The sequence below is a fragment of the Pseudomonas sp. NPDC007930 genome (assembly GCF_042958985.1).
Taxonomy (GTDB): domain Bacteria; phylum Pseudomonadota; class Gammaproteobacteria; order Pseudomonadales; family Pseudomonadaceae; genus Aquipseudomonas.
The window spans coordinates 19,952-44,181 of the sequence record NZ_JBIBKC010000002.1; the positions used below are offsets into that span (position 1 = coordinate 19,952).

A 24,230-nucleotide genomic window follows, 5' to 3' on the forward strand; every position below is an offset into this window, starting at 1 on the left:
GTAAGTCCTTGATTGACTGTGCAACACAGAACCCGTGGGAGGCCGGCTGTGCCGGGCGAAGGGCCCTGAAGGTCATGCACGGAATCAGCAGTGCTCACAGTGGCCTCACACGCTCCGCCACTGCCGCGGGCTGACCCCGAACCAGCGGCGGAACGCCCGGGAAAACGCGCTGGTTTCCGAATAGCCCAACAGCGGCGCCAGCTCGCTGATGCTCAGGCTTTGCTCGCGCAGGTGCCGCAGCGCCAGCGCCTGGCGCACCTGCTCGACCAGTTGGCTGAAGCTCAGGCCGTGCTCGCGCAAGCGCCGTTGCAGGGTTGCCTCGCCGATCTGCAAGGCGCAGGCGATGCGCTCCAGGTTCGGTTCACCCAGGTGCAGGTGGTCACGCACCGCCGCCTGGGCGCGGCCGAGCAGGTCGGGCTGGGCCGGGGCTTCGCCGAGTTGGCGCAGGGTGTCTTTGACCAGCATTAGCAGCATCGGGTCGGCACCCGGCATGGCCACGCCGGCCAGGTCACGCTTGGGGATCAGCAGGCTGTTGCAGGCCTGGCCAAAGTGCACCGGGGCCTGGAACGCCTCGCGGTGGGCCTGCCAGTCGGCCGGGCGGGCGTGTTCGAAGTGCACCTCGCGCGGCGCCCAGTGGGGGCCCAGGGCGTGGCGCACAAGGTTCAGCGCCATGCCCAGGGTCAGCTCGGCATCCTGGCGGCACTGGCCGATGGCAGCGTGGCGCACCTGGTAATCGAAGCGGTAGCACTCGCCTTGGTCTTGCAGGGCGATCAGGGTGTCGTGCTGGTGCAGCGGGAAGGCTTCGGCAAAGTTGACCAGGGCCTCTTCCAGGGTGCCCGAGCACAGCCCCACATAGCCCAGCAGGCCCAGCGCCTGCGGGGTGAACTGCTGGCCGTAGCGCAGGCCGAAGTTGTCACAGCCGGTTTGCCGGGCGGCTTCCTCGAGCACCTGGCAATAGTTGGGCAAGGCCAGCGACAGGGTAGGGTGGCGCAGTTGCTCGGGGTCGATCCCGGCGTGGCCGAATACCCGGTCGAGGTCGCCACCGTGGCCGAGGATGAACCGGTCCAGGCCGCTGGCGGCAGCCGACAGTACGCCCTGGTTGGCGCCACGGGGCAGGGAAGCGGAGAGGGGCTGGGCCGAGTTTTGCAACATGTAGCAGGTTCGCCAGGTAATTTGTATGAAACTGTTTCAAGCAAACCCCGTACCTGTTTCATATTCAAGGCGTTGTGGCGCTTTGCGCCATGCCAACCATAATCAAAAAAGCCCGGTTCTGGTGCAGGGGCAGGCATTTCGCCCCAGGCTGGAACACCCCGGTAAAACTTGACCGCAGCGCGCCAAACGCGGTTTTTACGGTCAAGTCTTGCGGGTTTCCCGTGGTTATTCTGCCGCCATGCCAATTTCCGGCTTCCCTTGCGAGGTGTGACATGACCGCGACAAAACTCAAGCCCACATTGGGCACTTTGCACCTGTGGGGCCTGGCCGTGGGCCTGGTGATTTCCGGTGAATACTTTGGCTGGAGCTACGGCTGGGGCACCGCCGGTACCCTGGGCTTTCTGGTCTCGACGCTGCTGGTGGCGGTGATGTACACCTGCTTTATCTTCAGCTACACCGAGCTGACCACCGCCATCCCCCACGCCGGCGGCCCGTTCGCCTACAGCCTGCGCGCCTTCGGCCCCGGCGGCGCTACCGTGGCCGGCATCGCCACGCTGATCGAATTCGTTTTCGCCCCACCGGCGATCGCCATGGCCATTGGTGCCTACCTCAATGTGCAGTTCCCCGAGCTGAACCCCAACGTCGCGGCCGTGGGCGCCTACCTGGTGTTCATGGGCCTGAACATCATTGGCGTGAACATCGCCGCCACCTTCGAGCTGGTGGTCACCGTGCTGGCGGTGCTCGAGCTGCTGGTGTTCATGGGCGTGGTCGCCCCGGGCTTCAGCTTCAGCAACTTCGTGCTGGGCGGCTGGGCTGGCTCAGACACCTTCAGCCCGGCGGCGATCAGCGGCATCTTCGCGGCCATCCCGTTCGCCATCTGGTTCTTCCTGGCCATCGAAGGCGCCGCCATGGCCGCCGAAGAAGCCAAAGACCCGAAACGCACCATCCCGCGCGCCTACATCGCCGGCATCCTCACCCTGGTGGTGCTGGCCCTGGGCGTGATGATTTTCGCCGGGGGCGTGGGTGACTGGCGCGCGTTGTCGAACATCAACGACCCGCTGCCGCAAGCGATGAAAACCGTAGTGGGCAACAACTCGGCGTGGATGCACATGCTGGTGTGGATCGGCCTGTTCGGCCTGGTGGCGAGCTTCCACGGGATCATCCTCGGTTACTCGCGGCAGTTCTTCGCCCTGGCCCGCGCCGGCTTCCTGCCGCCGAGCCTGGCCAAGCTGTCGCGCTTCCAGACCCCGCACCGGGCGATCATCGCCGGCGGCGTGGTGGGCATCGCCGCGGTGCTGAGCGACGGCGCGGTCAACCTGCAAGGCATGACCCTGACCGCCGCGATGATCACCATGTCGGTGTTCGGCGCCATCGTGATGTACATCATGAGCATGCTCAGCCTGTTCAAGCTGCGCCGCAGCGAGCCGCATCTGGAGCGGACCTACCGCGCCCCGGGCTACCCGCTGATCCCGGGCATCGCCCTGGCGCTGGCGGTGGTGTGCCTGATCGCGATGGTCTGGTTCAACCCGCTGATCACGGTGATCTTCGCGGTGCTGATGGCCCTGGGCATGGGCTTCTCGAAACTGGTCCGTGGCCGCAACGCCATCGACCCGCAACTGGCAACGGAGGTTTAACCGATGGCAGGCTTCGCCCATATAGTCGCCGGCACCACCTGGCGTTTCGAGAACCTGCGCGAGCTGATGGCCAAGGCCAGCCCGGCGCGGTCCGGTGACTATCTGGCCGAGGTCGCCGCCGCTTCCGACGCCGAGCGCGCAGCGGCGCAGATGGCCCTGGCCGACGTGCCGCTCAAGCGCTTCCTTGAAGAGGCGTTGATCCCCTACGAGGCCGACGAGGTCACCCGGCTGATCATCGACAGCCACGACCGCGCCGCCTTCGCCCCGGTCAGCCACCTGACCGTGGGCGGCTTTCGTGACTGGCTGCTGGGCGACCAGGCCACCGAGCAGAGCTTGCGCGCGCTGGCCCCGGGGCTGACCCCGGAGATGGCCGCGGCGGTGTCGAAGATCATGCGCATCCAGGACCTGGTGCTGGTGGCGCAGAAGATCCGCGTGGTCACTGCCTTTCGCAATACCGTGGGCCTGCGCGGGCGCATGAGCACCCGGCTGCAGCCCAACCACCCGACCGACGCCGCCGCCGGCATCGCTGCCAGCGTGCTCGACGGCCTGCTGTACGGCAACGGCGATGCCATGATCGGCATCAACCCGGCCACCGACAGCCTTGGCGCGATCAGCGAACTGCTGAAGATGCTCGACGGGGTGATCCAGCGTTACGAGATCCCTACCCAATCCTGTGTGCTGACCCACGTGACCTCTTCGATCGCCGCGATCGAGCGCGGGCTGCCGCTGGACCTGGTGTTCCAGTCCATCGCCGGCACCCAGGCCGCCAACGAGAGCTTCGGCATCAGCCTCAAGCTGCTGCAGGAGGGCTACGAGGCCGGGCTGAGCCTGAAGCGCGGCAGCGTCGGGCAGAACCTCATGTACTTCGAAACCGGCCAGGGCAGCGCGCTGTCGGCCAACGCCCACCATGGCGTCGACCAGCAAACCTGCGAAGTCCGCGCCTACGGCGTGGCCCGGCATTTCAAGCCGTTTCTGGTCAACACCGTGGTCGGCTTCATCGGCCCGGAGTACCTGTACAACGGCAAGCAGATCATCCGCGCCGGCCTCGAAGACCACTTCTGCGGCAAGCTGCTCGGCGTGCCGATGGGCTGCGACATCTGCTACACCAACCATGCCGAAGCCGACCAGGACGACATGGACATGCTGCTCACCCTGTTGGGCGTGGCCGGCATCAATTTCATCATGGGCATCCCGGGCTCGGACGACGTGATGCTCAACTACCAGACCACCTCGTTCCACGACGCGCTGTACGCGCGCCAAGCCCTCGGCCTGAAGCCGGCGCCGGAGTTCGAGGCGTGGCTGGCGCGTACCGGCATCCTCCAGCAGAACGGTGGCCAGTTGCGCCTGGGCCGCGAAGTGCCGGCGGCGTTCCGCCAGGCCCTGGCGCAGCTGACCTGAGGTAACCATGCACGACGAACACGACTGCAGCCCCGCCCAGCCCGATCCCTGGCACGCCTTGCGCCAGCTGACCCCAGCGCGGATCGCCCTGGGCCGCGCCGGTACCAGCTTGCCAACCCGCGCCCAGCTCGACTTTCAGTACGCCCACGCCCAGGCCCGCGACGCGGTGCACCTGCCGCTGGACGCCGCGGCGATGGGCCAACTGCTGCGCGAACAGGGCCATCAGGTACTAGACCTGCACAGCGCCGCGCCCGACCGCCACACCTACCTGCAACGCCCTGACCTCGGCCGCCGGCTCGACGCCGCCAGTGGCGAGCAGCTCGACGCCTGGGCCGCCGAGCACCCCGAGGGCTATGACCTGGCGCTGGTGCTGGCCGATGGTTTGTCGTCGCTGGCGGTGGAGCGCCACGGGCCGCTGATGGTCGAGCGCATCGCCGAACTGGCCGGTGCCGAAGGCTGGCGCCTGGCGCCGGTGAGCGTGGTGCGGCAAAGCCGCGTGGCCCTGGCCGACGAAGTGGCGCAACGGCTGAAGGCGAAGATGGTGGTGATCCTCATCGGCGAACGGCCGGGCCTGAGCTCGCCCGACAGCCTGGGGCTGTACTTCACCTATGCGCCGCGGGTGGGGCTGACCGACGCCGCGCGCAACTGTATCTCCAACGTGCGCCTCGAAGGCATGAGCTACGCCATGGCCAGCCACACCTTGTTGTACCTGATGCGCCAGGCCTGGCAGCGGCAGTTGTCGGGGGTCAACCTCAAGGACGAGGCCCAGGTGCCGGTGCTTGATGGGCCGGCGGCGCGGGTGGGGAATTTTCTCTTGCCGGAGTGATGGCGGGGCCTCTCGAACTGCGGCTACTCAAGCACCTTCAGGGCTTCTTTGAGGCGATTAACCTGTGAGCTCTGCTAATTCCGTGCATGAGTTCCAGGGCCCATCGCCCGGCACAGCCGGCCTCCCACCAGATTTGTGTAAGTACTTGATCTATTTGGCAACACAGAACCCGTGGGAGGCCGGCTGCGCCGGGCGATGGGCCCTGAAGCTCATGCCGAAATCAGCAGGGCTCACAGATCGATCCCCTCCATGAAGCCCTGAAATGGCTTAAGTGAACAGCACTCCGGCTGTGCCGGGCGATGGGCCCTCAAGCCCTGCCCAGCATGGCCGCCCCGATCACCGCCTCGCCACGGTCCAGCAGTGCCTGCGCGGCCCCGGCGATGTCCGCCGCGGCCTTGTTCTGCCCCAGCTTGAACTTGCCTTGCAGATCACGGATCGGGATGCTGATGCCGACGATGGCCGCGGCCATCTGCTCGAGGTAATCCCGCGGCGCGTCGCTCATCTTCCACGGTTTTGGCTGGCTGGCTTCGTGCTGGCGCGTGAGCTTGGCCACCAGGCCGCGCACGTAGCGGGCATCGTCGTGTACCCGCAGCGGGCCGCGGGCGTGGACCACACGGTAGTTCCAGGTGGGTACCTGGCGGTGGGTTTCATGCTTGCTGGGGTAGCTGTTGGGGGTGATGTAGGCATCGCCGCCGCGAAACACCACCAACACCTCGGCGCCCTCGGCCAGCGCCTGCCACAGCGGGTTGGCCCGGGCCACGTGGGCGTGCAGGGTGCCCAGCGGGCCTTCGCCGGCTTCGAGCACGAACGGCAGGTGGTCGGCGTCGAGCCCCTCTGGCCCCTGGTGCATCAGGGTGGCGAAGGGGAACTCGCGGATCAGCCCGTGCAGGCGGTCTAGGTCGTTCACGGCAAACGCGGTGGGCAGGTACATGGCGCCTCCTGGGGTCGATGGGGCCATTCTCACCCGGCCAATGGCCCCCGTGAAGAGCCATTGGCCTGCGCTTTTACCGGGCCATTAGCTGAAGTCTTCTTCGTAGAACTCCAGCGGGCCGCGCTGGCCCACGGCGCAGCGGCCGGCTTCGAGCTGGCGCAGCTCGACCCGCCGCACCTTGCCGGAAATCGTTTTCGGCAGCTCGCTGACGAACTCCAGCCGGCGCACCCGCTTGTACGGCGCCAGGTGCTCGCGGGCGAACGCCAGCAAGGTCGCGGCGGTGTCGCCATCGCCGCGGGCGCCATGGGCCAGCACGAGGAACGCCTTGGGCACCGCCAGGCGCACGGGGTCGGGGCTGGGCACCACCGCCGCCTCAAGCACCGCCGGGTGCTCGATCAGCGCGCTTTCCAGCTCGAACGGGCTGATGCGGTAGTCCGAGGACTTGAACACATCGTCGGCGCGGCCAATGAAGGTGATGTAACCGTCGCCGTCGCGCTGGGCGGTGTCGCCGGTGCGGTAATACCCGCCCTGCAGGGCCTCGGCGGTTTGCTCCGGGCTGCCTTCGTAGCCGAGCATCAGCCCCAGCGGCCGCTCGGCCAACGGCAAGGCCAGCTCACCCACCTCGCCGGGTTGGCCGTCGGCATCCAGCAGGCTGACCGGGTAGCCCGGCAGCGGCCGGCCCATCGAGCCGGGCTTGAGGCGCTGGCCAGGGCTGTTACCGACCATCGCGGTGGTCTCCGATTGGCCGAAGCCGTCGCGCAGCCACAGGCCCCAGGCGGCGTGCACCTGCTCGATGATCTCCGGGTTCAACGGCTCGCCCGCGCCCACCAGCTCGCGCAGTTGCAGGCGGCCGCGGTAGTGCGCGAGGTTGTGCTTGATCAACAGCCGCCACACCGTGGCCGGCGCGCACAGGCTGGTGATGCCATACCGCTCGAGCACCGCCAGCAGGCCTTCGGCGCTGAACCGCGCGGTGTTGTGGATGAACACACAGGCGCCGGCGTTCCACGGCGCGAACACGGAGCTCCAAGCGTGCTTGGCCCAGCCTGGGGAGGAGATATTCAGGTGCACGTCGCCCGGTTGCAGGCCGATCCAGTACAGCGTCGAGAGGTGGCCCACCGGGTAGCTCTGGTGGCTGTGCAGGACCATCTTCGGCTTGGAGGTGGTGCCGGAGGTGAAGTACAGCAGCAGGGGGTCGCTGGCCTGGGTGGGGCCGTCGGGGTGGAAGCTGTGCGGGTACTCCAGCGCTGCCTCGTGGCGCACCCAGCCAGGCACCTGGGCGCCTACGCTGATGCGTGTGCAACCGCCGGCCAGGCCGTCGAATTTACCCGTGTGGGCGGCGTCGGCCACCAGGTGCCGCACCTGGCCACGGGCGATGCGGTCGGCCAGGTCTTCGGCGGTGAGCAGCGGCGTGGCCGGGATCACCACCGCGCCAAGCTTGAACGCCGCCAGCAGGGTTTCCCACAGCGCCAGGTCGTTGCCGAGCATCAACAGGATGCGTTCGCCGCGGCGCACGCCCAGCGCCCGCAGGTGGTTGGCCACCCGGTTGGAGCGCTCGCTGAGGGCCTGGAAGCTGTAGCGCTGTTCGCTGCCGTCTTCCTCGACGATCCACAATGCCGGGGCGCTGTTGCCCTCGGCCAGGCTGTCGAAGTAGTCCAGCGCCCAGTTGAAAGTGCCGAGCACTGGCCAGCGGAACTCGCGCAGGGCGCTGGCGTAGTCGGTGCGGTGGGTGAGCAGCAGGTCGCGGGCAGCCACGAAGGCTTGGCAGTCGGGGGTCATGATGAGGCCCGTTTTTGTTGTTATGGGTGCGGGGCAGTATAGGCGGCGTGGGCGGGGGTGCCGAGGCGGGGGATATGCGGGTCGGACAGGCGAAAATGTGATGGGGGCAGGCATCGGGGGCCCTGCGCCCGGCGGTGCCAGGCGAAGGGCCAGCCAGGCTTAAACCGGGAACAGTTCGCTGAGCTTCATCGCCAGCATCATGTCGCCCTCGGTGCGCAGCTTGCCGCCCATGAAGGCCTGCATGCCGTCGGTTTCACCACTGACGATGCCCTTGAGGGTGTCGCTGTCGGTGACCAGGGTGACGTTGGCGTCGGGGTTTTCGCCCTCCTGCAGCTCGCAGGTGCCGTTCTTGACGATCAGGTTGAAGTGTTTTTCTTCATCGATGCGAAAGCCGAAGATCAGGTCCAGGCCGCTGGCGGCGGCGGGGTTGAACTTGGCTTTCATGGCGGCGATGGCGGCGGAGACGTCGGTCATGGAGGTGTCCTGTGAACGGTGGCGGAAGGCACTCGCCCAGCGAGCGATGAGGGCAGGTTAGGAAAAACTTCCCGCGGCTGTCAATGGCATTTCATACGATCGTTTCAAAAGGTTGTTTAATCACGTAACAGTCGATCGCTGGCCGGCCGCCGAGCGCGCCGGTATGCTGCCTGCATCGCCGCGCCTGGCACGGGCGCACCAGCCGTTTCAAAGGAGACACCGTGGAGTTTTTCACCGATTACCTGGGCTTTCTCGCCAAGACCGCCACCCTGGTCATAGCCATCCTGATCGTGCTCGCGGCCGTGGCCTCGCTGCGTGGCAAGGGCCGGCGCAAGGGCGGCCAGTTGCAGGTGCACAAGCTCAACGATTTCTACAAGCAGCTGCGCGAGCGCCTCGAGGCCAGCCTGGTCGACAAAGACGGCCTCAAGCGCCTGCGCAAGCAGCAGGCCAAGGCGGCCAAGGCGAAAAAGAAAAACAAGGACAGCGGCGAGCGGGTGTTCGTGCTCGACTTCGACGGCGACATCAAGGCCTCGGCCACCGAAAGCCTGCGCCAGGAAATCACCGCGCTGCTCACCGTCGCCACCCCCAAGGATGAAGTGGTGGTGCGCCTCGAGAGCGGCGGCGGGCTGGTGCACAGCTACGGCCTGGCCTCCTCGCAGCTGGCGCGCATTCGCCAGGCCGGGGTACCGCTCACCGTGTGCATCGACAAGGTCGCCGCCAGCGGCGGCTACATGATGGCCTGCATCGGCGAAAAAATCCTCTGCGCGCCGTTCGCCGTGGTCGGTTCCATCGGCGTGGTCGCGCAGTTGCCGAACATCCACCGGCTGCTGCGCAAGCACGACATCGACGTTGAAATGCACACCGCCGGCGAGTTCAAGCGCACCCTCACGGTGATCGGCGAAAACACCGAAAAAGGCCGGGAGAAGTTTCAGGAAGACCTGGAAATCACCCACCGCCTGTTCAAGAACTTCGTGGTGCACTACCGCCCGCAGCTCAATATCGAAACCGTCGCCACCGGCGAAGTGTGGCTGGGCGTGAGCGCGCTAGACATGAAACTGGTCGACGAAATCAAGACCAGCGACGAGTACCTCGGCGAGCGGGCCAAGGTCGCCGAGGTGTTCCACCTGCACTTTGCCGAGCGCAAGTCGCTGCAAGAGCGGGTCGGCCTGGCCGCCAGCCATGGCGCCGAACATGTGTTCAGCCGCGTGTGGGGCAGCCTGGCGCAACGCCACTGGTGGTAAACCCTTAACACCGGTGCGGCGGCGGGCGAGGGCAGGGTAGCCACCCTTTCCTTGAACGAGGCCGCACCCGATGGAACACCTGCTTCCCCACTCCGCCGTATTCAAGGCGCGCCTGCCGAGCTGGTTGCTGCAGGCCAGCGCCGAGGCGCGTGACACCCTCAAGGCGCTGACGCTGCACGCCCAGCGCTGCACCGATGCGCTCAACAGCCCACTCAGCGCCCTGCCGGCCATCCGAACCTTTGCCCTGGAACAACTGCAGCCGGGCCTGAGCACAACCTTCGGCATGGCCCTGGACGCCGAGGCCACTGTGTTGGCGCGCAGCTATCGGGTGCAGTGCGTACCGCCGCAATCGGACCTCGACCCAAACAAGTCGGTTGGCGACCTGATCTCGCTGTTTTGCCCCACGGATACCGTGCGCAACACCTTATTGCACGCGGCGCTGGGCAACTACCCCACCGCGGTGGGCTTCAACGTGCCCGAAGAAGCCTTCAGCCTTGAAGGCCACCCAAGCCTGGACGCCAGCCGTTTCGTGGCGCTGGTGTACCAACTGGACATCGGCAGCGCCTACCAGGCGCGCTTGGCGGAACTGCTGCCGGAACCCGCGGAGCCTGCTTCGGGCGTGCAGGCGGCCTACAGCGCTTGGGCCGCCGCGGCGCTGGCGGTAGCGGCGTTCGAGGCGCAGTTGCAGGGCACCCTGAGCGCCGCTGAGGTGGCCCAGCTCAACGCCGGCCTGCCGGTGCACGGCGTAGAGCTGTTCGGTAAACCCTTGCACGGGCTGTGGGCTTGCCCCTTGGGTGAGCAATGGTTGTTGTACCAACCCACCGCCATGGGCGAGGTACTCAAGGGCTACGCCAGCGAGCAGGCGCTGCAGGATGACCTGGTCAACCGCCTCAAACAGCCCAAGGGCCGGGCGGCCCTGCTGCGCTGCGCCGCGCTGGCCGCCCAGCCGCACCTGGCCGACCAATTGAACGCTAACCTCGGCCCGGCCACGCCTGGCGCTGCCGAGGCGCCGCCCAGCGACGCCGAACGCAGCGTGCTGCAATGGGCCGCGGCCACCCAGCCCAGCGCGAGTGACGCCTACGGCGCCTGGCGCGGGCTGTTGCTGGCCAACGCCGCCACCGTGGCGGTGCCGGCCAGTGATCTGCGGCAGCAGGCCCATGAGCGTTTCATCGCCCGGTTGGTCAACGACGCCGAGCAGGTACTGTTCACCGCCGCCATGCTGGTGCCCGGCTGCCAGCCCTTGGGCCTGGCAGCATTGGCGGTGTTCGTGCACGGCATCGCCGACCAGGTGTACGAGGGTTACCACGCCTGGCAGTTGGGGGATCGCGAGCAGGCCACCGAGCTGCTGTTCAATACGGCCGCCAACCTCGCCGCCGGGGTGCTGGCGCAGCGCCTGAGCAGCCGTTTCGCCGGCCAGTTGCAGGTGCTGGGCGACGCTGCCGAAGCGCGCCTGTGGAAACCCGAGCCCGCCGCCTATGGTGCGCCGGCCGACGTGACCGGCGAGCCAGATACCGACGGCCTGTATAGCGCTGCCGGGCGCCGCTGGCTTGCGCTGGAGGGCCAAGCGTACCCGGTAACGGGGGAGGGTACCGAGCTGCAACTGGCGGTGCCGGCCAACCAAGTGGCGGCCGCGCCAGAACTCGAGCCGGCGCTGGCCGGGGGGTGGCAATGGGCACACAACGAACCCTTGGGGTGGCAGGGGATTCACCTGCTGCGCCAGTTCAGTGAGTTGGCCGATACCCCCAGCGATGCGCTGGCACTGCGCGCCTGGCGGCTGTCTCAGGTGCCAGAGCCTGAGCTGCGCTATGCCCGCGCCAACGACCAACCTTTGCCCGCTGCCCTGGCCTATTGGTTACGCCGGGCGGGCTTGCGCCAGGCGCTGGGCGAGTGGGCCATGGCCCTGGAAGCGCACGGGCAGGCACCGGTCAATGAGCCTGAGGCGTTGATCCAGTTGTTGAGCGTGCCGCAGTGGCCTGCCCGGGTGGGCCTCGACTGGCAGTTGGGGGAAGCCCAAGGCCAGCTTGGCGACAGCGCCGAGGTATTTGTTACGGTCGATGCCAGCAACCTTCAGGATGGCCGCTGGCACGCCGAGCTGCTGGCAGCGATGAGCCCCGCCGAGCGCCAGGCGCTGGCCGGCGAGGGCGATAGCGCCGAACAGGGCGCGGCGCTCGCGCGGCAGTGGGCCACGCAACTGCGCGCCCATTTGCCGCAAGTGCTCGAGCGCGCCTTGCGTGGCGATTCGTTGTATGAGCGCGGCGTGGTGGTGCTGCGGGCGTTCCCGGGGCTGCCGACCGAGTACGCGCAAGCGTTGGTGGAGGGCGCCGATAGCGCCGAGCGCACGGCGCTGGCGGCCGGTAAAGTGCCCCAGGTCATGGCCGAGCAGGCCGTGCGTGCCCTGCGCCGCCTACGCGTGGCGCGCGCCTTGGAAGCGCTGGACGCCGGCGAGCCTGGTGACGACCGCGACCGGCTGTTCATGGCCAACCTGGCGCGCTTGCCGAACTGGCCAGCGACCTTGCGCCTGCGCCTGACCAGCAACTCGTACGTGCGCACCGCGTTGGGCGATGCCGGCCCCGAGGCGGCGCCCCTGCAGCACATTTGCCGTTTCGAGGGCGTTTATCGGCGCGAACTGGGCGGTGAGTTCGGCCCACCGCTGCCCCTGGAACAGGCCGTGTACGAAAGCCTGCCGGCCGATACCCAAGCCGCCTGGGCGGGCAGTGAAGGCGTTACCCGGTTGAGCCAGCGGGTGCAGGCGCTGGCCTGGGAGGACCTGCCCCGGGCCCGCGCCGACCTGGCCATCCAGCCAGAGCAGGCCGCGACCGCCAACCTGCCGCGGCGCCTGAACGGCGGCATCGGCTATGCGCTGTCCGGCCGCCCGCGCATGCCTTACCCGGCGGGCCACTCGCCGCTGCTCTGGCGGCTGGGGCGGTTGTACCCAGGGTTGGGCCGGGCAGCGCTGAGCGAGCTGCAGCAACAGCTGCAGCTTAGCCAGCCGCGGCCGTTGACCGAGATCGTCAGCCGCCTCGAGGCGCAATGGACCACGCTGGACCGTGGCCTGCGCGATTGGCAGCGCAACCCCGCGAATAACATGGCACAGCCCGCGCTACGTGAGGCCCAGCAGATACTCCGCCAACGCATGGCTGAGGCGTTGCGCGCCTGTTGGCGGCGTGAAAGCCTGTTGGCCGGGCACAACGCCGAACTGGCCGTGGGCCTCGACCTTTCGTTTTTCGACATAGGCGAATTGCCGCCGCTGGCGGTGGATCTCAGCCACGTGCAGATCCTGCGCTTGTCCGGCCTGGGTTTGAACGACGGGTTCGAGGCGTTCCTCAGCACGTTTACCGGTGCGCGCGAAGTGTCGCTGGATTACAACCTGTTCACCCGCCTGCCTTCGGCGCTCGGCCGCATGCCGAACCTGGAGTGGCTGAACGTGGCCAATACCGCGTTGGAGGGCAGCGATACGCTGTTCGATGGCTTGGTGGCGGGCGCGCCGAACCTGGCCACCCTGGACGTATCAGGGGTGCCGAGCTTGCCCGAGGCCGCGCTGCGGCGCTTGGGCGAGTTGGCGCACCTGCAGGTGCTGCGTTGGGACCGTGCCGCCGGGGTTGACGACGCTCAGCTCGCGGCCATCGGCCAGTTGACCGCGCTGCGCCGGCTCAGCCTGGAGCAGAGCGGTATTCGCTTGAGCGCTGCCAGCCAGGGTTTCCTGCGCCCCTTGCAACATCTCAAGGTGCTGAACCTGAACGGTAACCCGCTGGGCCTGGCGCCCGACCTCACCGGCCTGGCCGAGCTCAGCGAGCTGCAACTCGACGGTACCTTGTTGGAGCAGCCGCCCGAGGGCCTGGTGGGGGTCCTGGCGGCGCGCCCACCGCAGTTGTACCGCATTGATCTGAGCAATAATCAGATCCGCCAATTGGGCGAGCTGTTGCCGGCGCTCGAGGGGTGCGCGCGCGACGGCTATACGATCACCGTGGAACTGGACGAGAACCCGGTGCAGGCCGCCGAGGTAGCCGCCTTGGAGGCTATCGACGTGGTCATCAGCCACCACGCCGACCAGTGGATCGCGCCCGCGTCAGCAGTACAACGCGCGGTGCGCCAAGTGCGCGGGGTGACCCTGGGCGCTGCGTTTCTCGACTGGATCAGCGCGCTTGCCAGCCGTAATTTCGCGACCAAGCGGCGCTGGACGGCGTTCTTGGGTGAGCTGCTCGACAGCAACCAGCAGTTCGCCAGTGAACGGGCATCGATCGCGACTTTCGAGCAACGCCTGAGGGCCTTCCAGCATCGATTGTTCGCGCAGATCTACGACCCGATCCCGCCCACCTTGCGCGGCTTCGAGCGCCAGTTGGCGGCGTTTCGCGCAGCCCAGCAGATTGACATCGTGCAGGGCGACGACCCGTACGACGCGCTGCTGCGCCACCTCTACGACCTTTGGCAAGGCCTGCTGCGCGAGCGGTATGGCGCCGAAGGCGTGCAGCCGCGCACCCAGCGCGGGGCCTTCGTTGAATTTTTGCTCGAGCGCCAGGACGAGCTCAGCCAGATCGACCTGGAGCCGAGTATTGCCGAGCAGGATTGGCGCCCTTACCTCAACCTGATCGACCCGCGCTGGACCACCGAGGCCGAGCGTTGGGACGCCGCCTTGGGCGTGCTCGAAGACGCCGCGAGCGAGCCGGTGGACGCCGGGCAACTGCCGGTGGAATTACTTGAGCAGTTGCAGGCGCCGAGTGAGCAGCTACCGCGCGCCTGGCTTGGGCTGGGGGCGCCGGCCGATGTGGTCGAGCCGGTCGACGATGTGGCCTGGCGCGTCGACGGCGTGGCGCAAACCGTGCAACTCACTGAAGACCAGTACCGCCGCGCCGCGCAGATTTACCGGCGTACGCGGTTGTGGCTGCAGGAGCGCCTGGCGCGGGAGATCACCGAGGCGGCGGTAACGCCGTGGTGGGAGCCGGTCGAGGAGTAACGCCGTGGCGGCCTATCGCCCGGCACAGCAGGAGTGCTGTTCATTTAAGCAATCAGAGCGCTAAATTGAGGGTGAAAAGCCCTGGTTTCTCCCGAGGGTTTTATCGAGCGCATGACCTGACTGGCCCCTCGCCCGGTACAGCCGGCCTCCCACGGGTTCCATGTTGCCTCGCAAATCAAGTACTTACACAAAACTGGTGGGAGGCCGTGGTCCGGCACTCCGGCTGTGCCGGGCGAGGGGCCCTGAATCCCACCCTCACTGGGCCTGCGCGTTGCGCGCATGGCGGTACTCGCTGACCGCGTCGTACACCGCCCGGCGCAGGCGGTTGATGCCGCCTACCGGGCGGTGCGCGTCGATGCCGTGCCAGGGGCTGAACGAGAGGTTGTCGCACGCCAGGTTTTGCGCCGGGGTGTCGAAGTCCTGGGCCGGCACGCGGATGTGCGCCACGGTCTGGAACGCCGAATCGCTTTCCTTCCACAGCACGCTGGTGTCTTCCAGCGGCATGTAGCGGCGCGCGTCCTGCAGTTGTACCTGCAAGGCGAAGCACGCCGGCACCCGGTCGGCGGAGAGCTGCTGGTACAGCGCCGCGCGCAAGAAGTTGGGCTCGTCGCGGTTCTGCGCCGGCAGGCTGTAGCTGGGGCAGGCGCTGGGCTCGGGCACCACGCGGAACTTGGCGTTGGCGCTGCCGTACTTGTACGGCGACACCGAGTAGTAGCTGGCCTCGACCGGGCTGGCCGGAGCGTCGGCGAGGGTTTGCAGGGCGATCAGCAAGTGCCGCACCTGCCAGGTGCGCGGGTCCCAGCCAGGGAAGAACGCCAGCACCTTTTTCCCCGCGGCCTGGGCGGCGAAGTTCTGCTGGTACTCGGCCACGTCGCTGACGAAAAAGTTCGGGTGGTTGAACATCACGAAGTCCTGCTCGCGGCGTGCCTGCTGGCTGGGCATCAGCTGCGTGCCGGGGACCTCGAGCAGTTTCAGCGCCATGCCGCGGGCGTCTTGCAGGTTGTCGAATTGCGGGTAGGCGTTGCCGTTGGACAGCCGCATCCAGGCCTGCCAGGTCTTGCCCGGCTCGCTGAACACGCCCTGGCGCAGCGGCGCGGGCAGGCCGGCGGCCACGCTCACTTCGGCCTGTACGCAGCCATGCGCCTTGGCGTGGGCATCGCGCAGGTAGCGGGTGTTGTCGCGGTGCTGGTCAACGATGCGAATCGCGGTCTGGATGATGCTCTGGGTCATCGCCGCCTCGCCAGGCGGGATCACCTCCTGCGCCGCCACCGGCCCGGAGAACTTCCACGCGTACCAGGCGCTGGCGCCGCCCCACACGGCCAGCGCCAACAGGCCGCCCCAGAGCAACAGGCGGCCAAGCAGCCGGCCCAGGCGCAGCCACAGCCGCGCCAACAGGCCCAGGGGTTTGCCGCCGGTAAAGAGGATGCGATCGTTCATGGCAGTTGTTTCTCCAGCGGGCCGCCGAGGACTTTAAGGTATTCGATCAGCGCCCAGCGCTGTTCCGGTTGCAGCAGGGGGCCGATCACCCCGCGGCCGAGGGGCCCGGCGCGGAATTCATGGCCGCTGTTATGGTTGCCGGTCACCCGCGTGTCGTACCGGAAGCCACCGCTGAAGGCCTCGGTGCGGTAGCCCACGTGGCGTGGGTCGAACTCGAGGTTGCCACGGTAGAAGGTGCTGTCGCGTTCGTCCTGCGGCGACAGCAACTGGTAGAGGTTCGGCACCGAGCCGTTGTGCAGGAACGGCGCGGTGGCCCAGGCGCCGGCCAGCGGGCGGGCCTTGTACACGCGCTGTTCGAGCACGCTGATCGGCAGGTTGAAGCCGTTCATGGCGCCTTGCTCGGCGGGGGCGATGGCGGCGTCCTGGTAGGCGCGTTTTTCCACGAACGCGGTGATCCAGGCCAGCCCCATGGCCACCGACACGTTGTGCAGGTCAGGGTTTTGCACCTTCGGCTCAACGTTCAGCGCGTTGAGCTCCTCGGGCGCCCACTGCAGGGCGCTGACGTCATAGCGGTGGTCGGCGATGTTATCGGCAGCGGTCGGGTCGGTGCCGATCACGCTGGTGGGGATCAAATGCAACAGCGCCTCGGGGCGGCCATCGGCCCATTTCACCTCGGGCACGTGGCACATCTGGCAGTGCTGTTGGAACAGCGCGCGGCCCTGGGCGGCGCGGGCCAGGTCGACCTTGCCCAGCGCCGCTTCCGGCCAGGCCGGCGGTTGCAGCTTTTGCAAGGTGGTTTCGATCCGGTAGAGGTCTTCGAGGCGCACGCTGGAGGGGTAGCGGGCGTCGCCGGCCAGCGGTTGGCCGTTGTGGTCGAACAGGCTCAGGGTGGCGCCTACGCCGAGCGATTCGCCGATGTTGCGCGCCATTGGCTGGCGCGCCGAGCCGTTCCACTGCACCCAGTCGAAGGTCCAGATGTCCCACAGTTGCGGGTAATCCACCGGGGCGTTGCCGGGGCGGTAGTTGCTCGCGCTCAGGGCATCACCAAAGGTGGCGTTGGCGATGCGGCCAAAGGCGTCGGTGCGGCCGGGGCCTTCCTGGGTGGGGTAGAGGCCGCGGTGGGTGTCGTTCCAGGCGGCGTGCAGGAAGCGGTCAAGGGAGGTTTTCAGCTCGCCACGCAGGTTGGCCTTGCTCGCCTCGTTGTAGCCGCTGCCGAGCACTTGCTGGGCAAAGCGGTCGAACTTCCACGGCAGGTAATAGGTGGCCGCCAGGCTCGCCACCAGTGCCTGGCCGAAGCTGCCGCCACGCAGGGTCGGCACGGTGGAGGGCAGCACGTGCTGGGCGCTGCCGCCGTCGATGCGCACGGCGGTGCCATTGAAGCGCAGCTCGCCGGTGTGGCAGGCGGCGCAGGTGATGTCCAGATAGCGCTGGCCGTCTTCACGGCTGACGTGCTGGGTGAAGCCCACCGGCAGGTTGCCAGGGTTCTGCGCGCTGGGCTGCTGGTTGGGCTCGAGCAAAAAGCCGAAGCGCCCGAGGTTATCCGGCGCGGCGAAGCGGGCGCTGGAAAACGGCTGCTCCAGCGCGGTGAACCAGCCGTAGCGCAAGCCCTTCACCTGGGTACCCTGGGGGGTGAAGTAATACAGCTGGCGCTCGGACGCGCTCCATTGGTCGAGGTACACCAGGCTCTGCGCCGGCTGGTAGGCGGGCAGGTTGGGCCGGGCGATGAAATACAGCACCACGCCGATGGCGGCGATGGCCAACAGCAGCAGGCACCCCAGGGCTTTGAGCAACAGGCGCATCAGGCACTTCCTTGGCGATGAAGCCGCCCGTTATGCCTGAAGCGCGCGGTAGTGGCAAGTGGCTTTAGCTGTGGACGAAATCCCCGGCCTGGAGGGTTTTGACGCCGGTCAGCTGAACCTCGAATTCAGCGCTGGCATCGGCGTTGGTACTGCCGTACAGCACGCCGTTTTCAAAGCGCAACTGGCCGCTGGCGTCGGTGCTGCTGAAGGCCTGGCTGCCGATGAAGGTGGTGGCGCCCAGGCCGCTGAAATCGAGCTGGTCATGCTCGGCGCTTTTGAAGCCGACAATCACATCCCGCGCCGCGCCCAGGCCCATATCGGCCAGGCTGTTGAACACGTAGGTGTCAGCGCCACTGCCGCCGGTCAGGGTGTCTGCCCCAGCGCCGCCAACCAGCCGGTCATCGCCGGCACCGCCGATCAGCGCGTCGTTGCCGGCGCCGCCCTCGAGCACGTTGTTGCCACTGCTGCCGGTAAGCTGGTCGGCGAAGGCGCTGCCGATCAGGTTCTCGAAGTATTTCACCGTGTCGGTGCCCGAACCACCCGTGGCCTGGGCCTTGGTGGTGGCCAAGGCGAGGGTGATGCCGGCGCTGGCGTTGGCATAGGACAGCGTATCGACGCCGCTGCGGCCATCCATCAGGTTATCGCCGCTGCCGGCAAGGACCAGGTTGTCGAGGGCGTTGCCGGTGCCGTTGGCGGCCAGGCTGCTGTCGATCACCAGGATCTCGGTGTTGCTGGGCAGGGTATAGGCGGCCAGGCGGCTGTACACCGTGTCGATGCCGCCGCTGGCGGCGTCGCTGTTGGTTTCGATCACCGCGTCGTCGAGGTTATCGACCACGTAGATGTCCGAACCATCGCCGCCGGTCATGCTGTCGGCGCCACCGCCGCCGTCGATCAGGTTGGCCGCGGCGTTGCCGGTGATGAAGTTGCGCAGGTCGTTGCCCATGCCATTGATCGCCGACACGCCGGTGAGCTCCAGGTGTTCGAGGTTGGCGCCCAGCACCCAACTGACCGAGCTTTTTACCGTGTCGACCTGCTTGAGGTCCGGGTTGGTTTCAATCACCTGGTCACCGGCGTTGTCGACGATGTAGGTGTCTTTGCCGTCGCCGCCGATCAGCACATCGGCGCCGAGGTCGCCGTCGAGGGTGTCGTTGGCATCGGTGCCGACCAGGGTGTCGGGCTCATCGGTGCCCTGGATAAAGTGCCCCTCGTGGCTGGCCGCTTCATCGAAAATGCTTTGTATGCTGTTGTTGTCGCTGGGGTCGCCTTGATAGCCCAGGTCGTTGGCGATGTAGTCGGCCAGGCGCTGGCCAACGATCTCGTCGCTTTCTTCATGCAGGTGCCAAACGTCGTCGGGGTACACCACCGGGTCGACGTCATAGCGCAGCGGCAGGTCGGCGTAATCCACCGCCAGCGCCACATCGCCGCGCTCGGCGGCCATTTGTTCCTGGGCGGCGCGCACCGCCAGCACGCCGTTTTCGATGCTGCTGATCTTCGCCGCGTCATAGCCGCGCGCGGCGGCGGCTTCGGCCTGGTAGTTGCCGGTTTCCATCAGGTACACCTTGAAGTCTCCCACCTGGCTGTGCAGGTAGTCGAACACCTTCAGGGTGGAGGCCTTGTACAGCGCGGTGGCGGCGGCTTTGTCCGCCGCCCGGGCGATCTCCTGGGCGCCTTGCTCGCCCTGGCCCCAGACGATACCCATCGTCACCTGGTCAAGGGCCTTGAGCGAAGCCAGTTGCGCCTGCAGCAGGCCAACGGCGCGCAGCAACAGCGGGCCAGGCTGGTTGGTGTCGGTCAGCCACCAGCTCAGGCGCAGCGCTTCGTCGTCGCTGGTGGACAACCCGCACACGGTGCTGCCGCCAATGGCGATGTCGATGGCATTGCCGTCGGCGTCGGTAAACTGGCTGCGCACATCGTAGGGGGTGTAGTGAGTCAAACCCTTAACCATTTCAGTGATGCCCGACTGGTCATCGTCTTCGGTCATGCGCATCAGCCGGGCGTTGGACTGCCCCAGGGTGGGCAGGTACAGGATCGGCTGCGCGGGGCGATCGGCAAACAAGAAGTCCGAGGCGTTCAGGGTGGCGCTGAGGTCGCCTAGCAGGGCCACTTCGAAGCGGTGGCCATTGGCGTCGGCGTCGGCGCTTTTGATGTAGGTTTTGCCGCCGCTGGCGGTGATGTACAGGGTGTGCGCGTGGCCGTCGCCCAGGCCGGTGATGCCCAGGGCGCGGACGTCGAGCTTGTCTTGGCCGGGGGTGAAGTCGTACAGGGTGTCGCTGGCGGTGGCGCCGCCGGGGTTGTAGTCGCGGTAGCTGTCGTCTACCTGGGTGTAGCGGAAGGTGTCGGCCCCGGCTTCGCCGTAGAGGGCGTCGCGGCCCAGGCCGCCGTCCAGTACGTCATTGCCAGCGCCACCCTTGAGGGTGTCGTCGCCGGCCAGGCCGAGCATCAGGTCGCTGGCGCTGGTGCCGGCCAAGGTGTCGTTGCCGGCGGTGCCGGGTACGCTGTTGGCCGGGGCGTCGGCCACGCTCAGGGTGAACAGGTCGCTGACCGAGGCGCCGCTGGGGTCGGTGGCGGTCACCGCCAGGCTGTAGCCGCCGGCGGCGTTGGCGTCGGGGGTGCCGCTGAAGGTGCGGCTGGCGGCGTCGAAGCTGAGCCAGGCGGGCAGCGCGGCGCCGCCTTCGAGGCTGGCGCTGTAGCTCAGGCGGTCGCCGTCCGGGTCGCTGAAGGCCGTGGCCGGCACGCTGTAGCTGAACGCCACCTGCTCGCTGGCCTGGGCGTCGCTCAGCGGCTGGGCCAGCACCGGGGCCTGGTTGGCCGGCGCCGCGCCGGCGAACACGAAGTGGCTGGCGTTCAGCGCCAGGTTGCCAGCCAGCGCCACTTCGAAGCGATTGCCGGCGGCGTCGGCTTGCAGGTCTTTGAGGTAGGTGCGGCCGGTGCTGGCGTTGTACAGCACCTGCAGGGTGCCGTTGCGGCCGTTGCCCAGGCCGGTGTAGCCCAGCGCGGACACATCGAGTTGGTCAGTGGCCGGGTCGAAATCCAGGATCACATCGCTGAAGGCCTGGGTGGCGTTGCGATAGCTGTCGGTGACCGCCTCGAAGGTAAAGGTGTCGTGGCCACCGCCGCCGGTCAAGCGGTCGGCCCCGCCGGCGCCGATCAGGGTTTCATCGGCGGCGGTGCCGGTGAGCTTGTCGTTGGCCTGGGTACCGCGCAGCACGGTCTTGGAGGCGGGCGCCAGGGCGGCGGGAGTGCTGTAAAGGGTGGCGAACGCCTCGCTCAGGGTGCTGCCGGGGGAATCGCTGAGTAAATCATCTGCCTTGAAAATCATTGGGTTACCTTCACGGCTTCGCTTCGTGGCCAATGGCCGCCAAACTGCCGGCGGGCTCAACTAGGGGCAGATATCCCACGAAACGTACCGAGCGAGGCGCCCGTATGTCAGTTTTCAGGCGGTTTTTGGACGGAAGGTCGTAAGGTACGTTGAGTATGGCGGTTTGTTGACGAGGGCGAGGATTGTTGCACGGAAGGCAAAAGATTTTCTCATGCTGATAGATAGCTAACTATCAAAGTAGGGCGTACAGTTCAGAACGTCGAGCTGCCCAACGGCTCGAACATTCCCCCCGCGTAAAGGGCCAGGCACTGTTTAGGTTGAGCCTGGCTTTTTTTTGCCTGGCGTTTGGGGCCTTCGCCCGGCAGTGCCGGGATGCTGTTTACTTAAGCAATCAGAGCGCTAGATTGAGGGTAAAAAGCCCTGACCTCTCCCGAGGTTTTACCAAGCGCATGACCGGACTGGCCCATCGCCCGGCACAGCCGGCCTCCCACCAGATTTGTGTAACTACTTGATTTATCGGGCAACACAGAACCCGTGGGAGGCCGTGGTCCGGCACTCCGGCTGTGCCGGGCGAAGGGCCCTCAAGGGCAATCGATCACCGCCCCGGCATCACTGAAATAGCAGTACTGCTTGCGGGTGGTGTCGTACCGGTAGTTGGGCCCCAACGGCTGGACCGCCGCGCGGTCGCGCACCACCTGGTTGAGCTGGTCGCAGGCCGGCGTGCCATTGTTGGCGCGGAACATCGAGGCTTTTTGCTGTTCGCATTTTTGCCGCAGGCCTTGGGTCACCACCTGGGTGCGCGCCTCGTAGTCGCTGTAGATCTTCGCCAGCTTGTCGCAACTGGGCGTGCCGTTGTTGGCGCGGAATATCGAGGTTTTTTCCTGTTCGCACTTCTGGTTGAGCACATCGACCTGGCTGCCGGCGGCCATGGCCATGGCAGGGCCGCACAGCGCGGCCAGTGAAAAAAGCACCTTGTACACGGTGGGCGTCCTTAGCTGCGTTCGCTGCTGATTTCTACCACACGCCCATCGATAAAGCGCACCTGCTGGTAAAAGCCTTTGGCCGGCCCGTACACCCAACGCTCGACCGCCACCGGCCCGGCACCCGGGGCGGGGCCGCGGCGCAGTAACGCGGGGGGCATCAGCCGGCGCACGCCGGGTTCGCCGCAGTGTTCGAGCACATCCTGGCGGCTGGCGCCTTCTTCGATCAGGCCCTGGGCGCACTGCAACGTTTCAGCCTGGGCGGCGGTGGCGAGGGTAAATACAGCGGTGGCGGCGCAAAGCAGTTTCAGCATCAGTGCAGCTCTCCTTGCAAAAACCGCAGGATAGACCACTGGCGGCAAAACGTTGGGATCCTTTTTGAACGTTGCGCGTTGGGCCCGGTCACCTGCCAAAGACCTCTGAGCATTCTGGAGCAGGCCCATGGACGTGTACCGCATCAAACCTTCGGAAAATGGCTGGGCGTTGTTCGAGAACGGCCAGCCCGAGCCGGTGCTCGAGGCCAGCGCCTTGCATGAGGTGATGGGCCTGGCCGAGCGGGTGATCGGTGAGCGGCGTATGTCGGTGCAGATCCACTACCGCCACGGCGCGCCCCATGAGTTCCAGCTCGACGCCGCCAGCGACCCGGCCGATTAACCCTCCAGGCGCAGCCGCCAGTGGCCGTGGCGGCTCAGCTGCAGCGCCGCCCAAGGGGCCACGTCCAGGCGATTGAAGCAAGCCGGCGGTAGCGCCAGGGCGCTGATCAGCAGCGCGCGGATCACCGCCGGGTGGGTAACCGCGGTGTAGCTGCCCGGGCCCAGGGTGGCCAGCCAGGCACCCAGCCGTTCACCCAGTTGCAGCAGGCTTTCGCCGCCCGGCGGGGTGAACGCCGGCTCCACCAGCCACTGGCCGAGGGCAGCTGGCTGGTGTTGTTCGAGGGTGCTGAGCCGCCGGCCCGCCCACTCGCCCAGGTTCACATCCCGCAGTGCCTCGCACTGTTCAGCCTGGCCCAGCCCGGCGGCGCTGGCCTGGGCGCGGGGTTCGGGGGCGCAGAGCAGGGTGCCAGCGGCGCGCCAGGTGGGCGGCGCGGTGCCCAGGGGCAGGTCCGCGGCACGGGCCAGGCGGCCCTCGCGCTGGCTCGCGGTAGGGCCGTGGCACAGCAGCAACAAGCGGGTGGCTTTCAAACGTTTCATCCTTTGGTGGGTCAGAAGCGGGCACGCTGTGTGTTGGCGCAGCAGTCTAATCCCGATCGAGAGACCTTTGCATGAAGCCGTTGTTCGCTGCCGTGTTGATGTTGTGCTGCGCCTTTGCCCAGGCGCAGCCGGTGCTGCAAACCGACCTGCCACTGAAATACCTGGTGCAGACCAGCGCCCAGCCCGAAGGCCAGCCGTTGGTGATCTTCCTGCACGGTTACGGCGCCAATGAGGAAGACCTGTTCACCCTCAAGCAGATGCTGCCCGTGGATTACACCTACATCTCGGTGCGCGCGCCGCTGGAAATGAGCAACGGCGGCTACAAGTGGTTCACCCGCCTGCCGGGCAACGGTGAGTACGACGCGGTACCCGCCGAACTGGCCGCCAGCGAGCAGCGTTTGACCGCGTTCATCCAGCAGGCCCAGCGCAAGTACCACGCCGATGCGGCGCACACGGTGCTGGTGGGCTTTAGCCAAGGGGCGATCCTCAGTTACCAACTGGCCCTGGGTGACCCGCGCCTGGTCGGTGGCTTTGCCGCGCTCAGTGGCAAGGTGCTGCCAGCGTTGCGCGGCAGTGCCCAGGCCCAGCCGGGCCTGGATCAGGTGAAGGTGTTCATTGCCCATGGCACGGCGGATTCAGTGCTGCCCTATAGCAACGCGCCGGCGGCGGACGCGCTGCTCAAGCGCTTGGGCAATACGCCGCAATTCCATGCCTATCCGGGGATGGACCATACCGTGAACATGCAGGAGGCCAGTGATCTGGCCGGGTGGTTGCAGCAGGCGGTGAGGTAGGCCTGGGGCGGCCCATCGCCCGGCACAGCCGGAGTGCCGGGCGAGGGGCCAGCCAGATCATGCGCTCGGTAAAACCACCGGGAGAATCAGGGCTTTCAGGGTTTTTTCAGCGGCTGGCGCGGCAGCCGCGTGCGCGGCTTGGCCGCCCTGCGTTCGGGAGGTTCGTCGCTGTCGGCGGCCACGCTGGCGGCCGGTTCCGCGGGTGCCGGGCGCATGGCCAGGGCACTGGCGACGATTTGCACGGGGTTGAGAATCTTCGACATCGGGTAACCTTCGTTTTCGAACGTCTTGCGTTCGAAACGCAAAACCGGGCTTTGTTCCCCGCCACGGC

The 24,230-nt window shown here is 67.1% G+C and carries 17 protein-coding genes and 1 pseudogene; 7 read left to right on the top strand and 11 right to left on the bottom strand.

Annotation, left to right across the window (positions count from 1 at the left end):
- Positions 1-105: 105 nt before the first annotated feature.
- Complete coding sequence (locus ACFZCE_RS04510) at positions 106-1,152, bottom strand: AraC family transcriptional regulator ligand-binding domain-containing protein (RefSeq protein ID WP_390936491.1); 1,047 nt, start codon at positions 1,150-1,152, stop codon at positions 106-108.
- A gap of 272 nt (positions 1,153-1,424) precedes the next feature.
- Between ACFZCE_RS04510 and eat the strand changes: the two genes are divergently transcribed.
- From eat to eutC, 3 genes are read left to right on the top strand one after another with little or no spacing between them, the layout of a single operon-like run.
- Positions 1,425-2,786, top strand: a complete 1,362-nt coding sequence (gene eat, locus ACFZCE_RS04515; RefSeq protein WP_390936493.1) for an ethanolamine permease — start codon at positions 1,425-1,427, stop codon at positions 2,784-2,786.
- A gap of 3 nt (positions 2,787-2,789) precedes the next feature.
- Positions 2,790-4,184 (top strand): ethanolamine ammonia-lyase subunit EutB, encoded by a 1,395-nt coding sequence (locus tag ACFZCE_RS04520; protein WP_390936494.1) that lies wholly within the window; start codon positions 2,790-2,792, stop codon positions 4,182-4,184.
- Positions 4,185-4,191: 7 nt separating this feature from the next.
- On the top strand, positions 4,192-5,010 hold the full coding sequence (gene eutC, locus ACFZCE_RS04525) for an ethanolamine ammonia-lyase subunit EutC (RefSeq protein WP_390936496.1): 819 nt from the start codon (positions 4,192-4,194) through the stop codon (positions 5,008-5,010).
- A 307-nt stretch (positions 5,011-5,317) separates the two neighbouring features.
- Here eutC and ACFZCE_RS04530 read toward each other — a convergent pair whose 3' ends face one another.
- From ACFZCE_RS04530 to ACFZCE_RS04540, 3 genes are all read right to left on the bottom strand, one after another.
- Complete coding sequence (locus ACFZCE_RS04530) at positions 5,318-5,941, bottom strand: FMN-binding negative transcriptional regulator (protein ID WP_390936498.1); 624 nt, start codon at positions 5,939-5,941, stop codon at positions 5,318-5,320.
- A gap of 84 nt (positions 5,942-6,025) precedes the next feature.
- Positions 6,026-7,717: an AMP-binding protein gene (locus ACFZCE_RS04535; protein ID WP_390936499.1), complete on the bottom strand. Its 1,692-nt coding sequence runs from the start codon at positions 7,715-7,717 to the stop codon at positions 6,026-6,028.
- Between the two features lie 159 nt (positions 7,718-7,876).
- Positions 7,877-8,191 carry an SCP2 sterol-binding domain-containing protein gene (locus ACFZCE_RS04540; protein ID WP_390936501.1) on the bottom strand — a complete coding sequence of 105 codons (315 nt, stop codon included), beginning with the start codon at positions 8,189-8,191 and terminating at the stop codon, positions 7,877-7,879.
- 221 nt (positions 8,192-8,412) lie between these two features.
- Here ACFZCE_RS04540 and sohB point away from each other — a divergent pair, with 221 nt between their 5' ends.
- Together sohB and ACFZCE_RS04550 are read left to right on the top strand one after the other, a co-directional pair.
- Positions 8,413-9,432 carry a protease SohB gene (sohB, locus tag ACFZCE_RS04545; RefSeq protein WP_390936503.1) on the top strand — a complete coding sequence of 340 codons (1,020 nt, stop codon included), beginning with the start codon at positions 8,413-8,415 and terminating at the stop codon, positions 9,430-9,432.
- A gap of 70 nt (positions 9,433-9,502) precedes the next feature.
- Entirely contained in the window at positions 9,503-14,383 is a 4,881-nt protein-coding gene (locus ACFZCE_RS04550; RefSeq protein ID WP_390936504.1) for a dermonecrotic toxin domain-containing protein, read from the top strand.
- Positions 14,384-14,638: 255 nt separating this feature from the next.
- Here ACFZCE_RS04550 and ACFZCE_RS04555 read toward each other — a convergent pair whose 3' ends face one another.
- The 5 genes and pseudogenes from ACFZCE_RS04555 to ACFZCE_RS04575 form a co-directional block, all read right to left on the bottom strand.
- Positions 14,639-15,820: a catalase family protein gene (locus ACFZCE_RS04555; RefSeq protein ID WP_390936506.1), complete on the bottom strand. Its 1,182-nt coding sequence runs from the start codon at positions 15,818-15,820 to the stop codon at positions 14,639-14,641.
- Positions 15,817-17,619: a di-heme-cytochrome C peroxidase gene (locus ACFZCE_RS04560; RefSeq protein ID WP_390936507.1), complete on the bottom strand. Its 1,803-nt coding sequence runs from the start codon at positions 17,617-17,619 to the stop codon at positions 15,817-15,819. The genes ACFZCE_RS04555 and ACFZCE_RS04560 overlap by 4 nt, the downstream gene beginning before the upstream one ends.
- 64 nt (positions 17,620-17,683) lie before the next feature.
- Positions 17,684-20,836: pseudogene (locus tag ACFZCE_RS04565) on the bottom strand (putative Ig domain-containing protein); the annotation flags it as partial.
- 683 nt (positions 20,837-21,519) lie between these two features.
- Positions 21,520-21,918, bottom strand: coding sequence for a hypothetical protein (locus tag ACFZCE_RS04570; RefSeq protein WP_390936509.1), 399 nt, complete (start codon positions 21,916-21,918; stop codon positions 21,520-21,522).
- A gap of 11 nt (positions 21,919-21,929) precedes the next feature.
- Positions 21,930-22,232 carry a DUF2845 domain-containing protein gene (locus tag ACFZCE_RS04575; protein WP_390936511.1) on the bottom strand — a complete coding sequence of 101 codons (303 nt, stop codon included), beginning with the start codon at positions 22,230-22,232 and terminating at the stop codon, positions 21,930-21,932.
- A 127-nt stretch (positions 22,233-22,359) separates the two neighbouring features.
- Between ACFZCE_RS04575 and ACFZCE_RS04580 the strand changes: the two genes are divergently transcribed.
- Positions 22,360-22,572, top strand: coding sequence for a hypothetical protein (locus ACFZCE_RS04580; protein ID WP_390936512.1), 213 nt, complete (start codon positions 22,360-22,362; stop codon positions 22,570-22,572).
- Here the strand turns inward: ACFZCE_RS04580 and ACFZCE_RS04585 are convergent.
- Positions 22,569-23,099, bottom strand: coding sequence for a histidine phosphatase family protein (locus ACFZCE_RS04585; protein WP_390936513.1), 531 nt, complete (start codon positions 23,097-23,099; stop codon positions 22,569-22,571). The genes ACFZCE_RS04580 and ACFZCE_RS04585 overlap by 4 nt on opposite strands.
- A gap of 80 nt (positions 23,100-23,179) precedes the next feature.
- On the opposite strand from ACFZCE_RS04585, the gene ACFZCE_RS04590 reads away from it, so the two are divergent.
- Positions 23,180-23,899, top strand: coding sequence for a dienelactone hydrolase family protein (locus tag ACFZCE_RS04590; protein WP_390936514.1), 720 nt, complete (start codon positions 23,180-23,182; stop codon positions 23,897-23,899).
- A 95-nt stretch (positions 23,900-23,994) separates the two neighbouring features.
- On the opposite strand, the gene ACFZCE_RS04595 is transcribed toward ACFZCE_RS04590, so the two are convergent.
- A complete protein-coding gene (locus ACFZCE_RS04595) occupies positions 23,995-24,162 on the bottom strand; it encodes a hypothetical protein (protein WP_390936515.1) in 168 nt (55 codons plus the stop codon).
- Between the last annotated feature and the right edge of the window lie 68 nt (positions 24,163-24,230).

Excerpts from the sequence above, each read along its gene's own strand:
- ACFZCE_RS04590 (WP_390936514.1), top strand. The coding sequence starts at position 23,180 with ATGAAGCCGTTGTTCGCTGCCGTGTTGATGTTGTGCTGCGCCTTTGCC.
- ACFZCE_RS04575 (WP_390936511.1), bottom strand. The coding sequence starts at position 22,232 with ATGCTGAAACTGCTTTGCGCCGCCACCGCTGTATTTACCCTCGCCACC.
- ACFZCE_RS04555 (WP_390936506.1), bottom strand. The coding sequence starts at position 15,820 with ATGAACGATCGCATCCTCTTTACCGGCGGCAAACCCCTGGGCCTGTTG.
- ACFZCE_RS04595 (WP_390936515.1), bottom strand. The coding sequence starts at position 24,162 with ATGTCGAAGATTCTCAACCCCGTGCAAATCGTCGCCAGTGCCCTGGCC.
- ACFZCE_RS04535 (WP_390936499.1), bottom strand. The coding sequence starts at position 7,717 with ATGACCCCCGACTGCCAAGCCTTCGTGGCTGCCCGCGACCTGCTGCTC.
- ACFZCE_RS04540 (WP_390936501.1), bottom strand. The coding sequence starts at position 8,191 with ATGACCGACGTCTCCGCCGCCATCGCCGCCATGAAAGCCAAGTTCAAC.
- ACFZCE_RS04560 (WP_390936507.1), bottom strand. The coding sequence starts at position 17,619 with ATGCGCCTGTTGCTCAAAGCCCTGGGGTGCCTGCTGCTGTTGGCCATC.
- ACFZCE_RS04520 (WP_390936494.1), top strand. The coding sequence starts at position 2,790 with ATGGCAGGCTTCGCCCATATAGTCGCCGGCACCACCTGGCGTTTCGAG.
- ACFZCE_RS04580 (WP_390936512.1), top strand. The coding sequence starts at position 22,360 with ATGGACGTGTACCGCATCAAACCTTCGGAAAATGGCTGGGCGTTGTTC.
- eat (WP_390936493.1), top strand. The coding sequence starts at position 1,425 with ATGACCGCGACAAAACTCAAGCCCACATTGGGCACTTTGCACCTGTGG.
- ACFZCE_RS04550 (WP_390936504.1), top strand. The coding sequence starts at position 9,503 with ATGGAACACCTGCTTCCCCACTCCGCCGTATTCAAGGCGCGCCTGCCG.
- ACFZCE_RS04530 (WP_390936498.1), bottom strand. The coding sequence starts at position 5,941 with ATGTACCTGCCCACCGCGTTTGCCGTGAACGACCTAGACCGCCTGCAC.
- ACFZCE_RS04510 (WP_390936491.1), bottom strand. The coding sequence starts at position 1,152 with ATGTTGCAAAACTCGGCCCAGCCCCTCTCCGCTTCCCTGCCCCGTGGC.
- eutC (WP_390936496.1), top strand. The coding sequence starts at position 4,192 with ATGCACGACGAACACGACTGCAGCCCCGCCCAGCCCGATCCCTGGCAC.